We start from the raw sequence: 3090 nt of genomic DNA on the forward strand, positions 1-3090 counted from the left end.
GCTTTGACTTGCTTTTCACTCAGGGTGAAAGCTTCCCGTCCGACTTGCAATTCTTCCTGCGCGATCGCCGCCACCAACCCCGATGGGCTGGGACTTTTACCCCAAACGATACCGAAACGGCGTGCGATCTCTTCCAGCCGCTCTTTAGTTCCGGGCGGGACGGATAATGTAAGTGTTTCTTTCTTTCTTGCCATTTTATACTTGACAATTAGATTTTAATCTGCCAAGCTACTTATTATGCAACTAAATTTTAGCTCAAAACTCAAATTTTAGTTTTAGTTGCTGAATGGAGGATAATTGCAGCAATCCAGCAGAAGTATGCTAATACCAACAGAAAAAGCCAGAGTTCTGCTCTGGCTCGCAAACCCTTACAGGGATTATGTTCAGAGAAAAATAATCTCTAACCTCCATATCAAGCAAGTTTCAATCCCTGAAGTAGGGATTAGGGAAATCTGGAGGCTTGTTTACATTATATATCGCCATCCTCCATATCAGCAACACAACCAGATTTTCTGTTAACCTAGAACACAGCCGGAGATAAAAGGCTGCGTCCTTTGTTAAATGCCATCTACAAGGGTATCACGTAGCCATCACCTCCGGCAAACTTGTCATATTTATATGGAGGTGACAATGCACGACCCTGACGAAATTGCTCGAAAAATTGCTGAGTACCGAGAGCAGATAGAGCGGCTTGAGCAGTACATCAGACAACTGCTGTATTTAGATGTTCTCAATTCTGAAGGCAACATCGTTAGTTACGCTGACTTGGAAGCTTAATTTATAGGGTATTCCAAGCAGAGGAGGTAGTTGTATTCAAACTACCTCCGACTGCTGAGTTTTTTGGAAAGTTAAATTATGAATATTTCCGCAAATCAAGCCAGAATTTTGATTAGCACTATAGCTGCTGGCGCTTTACCTGCTGAAACAGCAAAAGAGATTCTGGCGGAACTTGTCAAACATCCTGAGAGTAATGCAATCACCATTGCAAAAACATTCGGTTGTCCAAAAATCATTAGAAATTTAACAATTGCTACCAAAGATAAGCTAGCAGCCAACTCGTCAGGCAATCTTGAGGAAAAAAACAATCAAATCATTTATCAAGGTCAAATTATTGGTAGAACACAAATTTTGTATAAATCTCCTTTACCAGGAGAGCTTCAGGCTAAATTAGCTATTGAAACTGCGATCGATCGCTTTCTAGAGTATCTGCAAAAACTACTTTATATTGTTGTTTTGGATGAGAGCGATCGCCATGTTAGAGTCTTCATCCCTGTCACAAAAGAACCAGCGAACTTTAGCAAACTTTGGAAACAGTTTCTAGAAGAAGTTGCTTTCTCTGCTTATGGAAACACAATACACAAGTTACCAGGATTAGTTCAGACTTTTATTGTGATGCTTAATGCAGTCACCTTATCTGGACGAGGGTTTAGTACGCTGGATGTTCCAATTTTGACCCAAGAACAAGCGAATGTTCTCGCCGCTTGGTATTACGCTGTGATTCGAGATGTGCGAAAGCGACAGGAAAAGCGTCAGCAGGATATTGAGGCATTAAAGCGGCAACTGGAGAATCCTGAATTAACTGATAAAGACCGAAAATCAAAAGCCAAAGAGTTGCAAGATAAGGAGGCGATGCAGGAGAAAGAGGCGAAGAAATATACAGAGTATTTCCAAAAAGCTTTTACTAAATCGTTAGAAGAACAAAATGCTGCATGGCAAGAACTTAGTGTAATTCAAGAGGAACTTGCAAATTCAGGACTGGCTAAAACCGAACAACGAAAATTGCAGAAGCAACAGGATAAATTAAGTTCAAAGCTGGTATTTTTACAAGAATTTATCCAACAGAAACTCAAACTGATTCAGGAAGCAGAGGGCGATCCTTTTAAGTTTGTTCAGTTGGATGAAAAGCAAAATCCAGATATATTCAAACAGATTGTAGCGATCGCTAAAAACTTTGACAAACGAGCAACCGATCAAATTAACTCGACTCGTGGCGATATTTTTACGCAATGCGTAACAGAAATGTATCGGCTTCTGGAATTAAAGCCAACGCAGTTTGAACCGACACCAGAACCACTTTTGACAGAAAAATTTGTCATGCCGGAAATGCGATCGCCGGGAGATGACAGCAAAGAATTTTGCTATTCCTGCGGTGTTGCACTCGACCCAAAAACGGCACGATGGCAAGTTCTCCGATTCATGTTTGAACGTCCTTCTCAGCGTCGTCAATCATCTTCTGGAGAAGGTAGACCTCACATTTGTTCTTCCTGTTCAGCATTAGCATTTGCGTCACCATTAAAGGTTACGGAAGAGAGCATTATCATCCAACTCGATTCAGCTAATAAAGATGCTTCCGAGTTAAAAATAAAAGACTACATCAGAATGCTCGCTAGTAAGGAAATACATCTAAGTGCAGGTAAATATTTAATATTAGCGTCAGACCGTACAAGTGGAGGTGAATTAGCGTCTCAGAAGTTGGGGAAAATTCAATATGCAATAGCTAAAGTCGCATCGATTTTCCCACTTGAAGTTTTAACTGATTTTAATTTTTATCTAGTGATTCAAGGTACTCAACCTATTACATTAGCAAGTCGGCATTTAATTTTTGTTAAGGGTTTGATGGATTGCTATAAACAGTCAACTGTGATTTCTGGTAAAGATATCAACATCACCCTTGGTGATGCTGTGCGCTATATGCAGCAAGATTTACCGTTTCTAGCAGATTATACTCTAGCGAAAAGTTCTAACTTTTGCACTGATTTACATTTAGAAAAAGTACGTGAAATGTACTGGAAAAAGATACATAAAGATGTAGAATTGAAAGGAGATTCTATGGATTCAGACAATCAATTACCGAAACGAGCCAGATTATACCGGGATGTAGCGGCTCTCACAGGATTGACCTATGCTTTTGCTCAGTCCTTGGAAAGTACGGCTAAAGGCTTGATGAAAGCTGAAGATGCGGAACGGGAAGTTAGCAAACTGATTGAAAAGGTTGATGACGCGATCTCATTTAGTTATTATGCCACTCTTGGCGATCAGAAGAAAACAAGCGTTCAAGCAAGGTTGTATCACTATCCTGATTGCGATTTT

General features: G+C 40.3%; 2 protein-coding genes and 1 pseudogene. 2 read left to right on the plus strand and 1 reads right to left on the minus strand.

Annotation, left to right across the window (positions count from 1 at the left end):
• Window positions 1-194: pseudogene (locus H6S82_RS26275) on the minus strand (transcriptional regulator); the annotation flags it as partial.
• Window positions 195-630: 436 nt separating this feature from the next.
• Here H6S82_RS26275 and H6S82_RS26280 point away from each other — a divergent pair.
• Entirely contained in the window at window positions 631-777 is a 147-nt protein-coding gene (locus H6S82_RS26280; RefSeq protein WP_190469253.1) for a hypothetical protein, read from the plus strand.
• 78 nt (window positions 778-855) lie between these two features.
• Window positions 856-3090: hypothetical protein (locus tag H6S82_RS26285; RefSeq protein ID WP_191056958.1), on the plus strand; the 2235-nt coding region annotated here is incomplete at its 3' end.

Origin of the sequence: Planktothrix sp. FACHB-1355, assembly GCF_014748295.1 — a bacterium.
Taxonomy (GTDB): domain Bacteria; phylum Cyanobacteriota; class Cyanobacteriia; order Cyanobacteriales; family Aerosakkonemataceae; genus Aerosakkonema; species Aerosakkonema funiforme_A.

Bases quoted from the DNA above. Each gene is read 5' to 3' on its own strand.
- H6S82_RS26280 (WP_190469253.1), top strand. From the start codon at position 631: ATGCACGACCCTGACGAAATTGCTCGAAAAATTGCTGAGTACCGAGAG.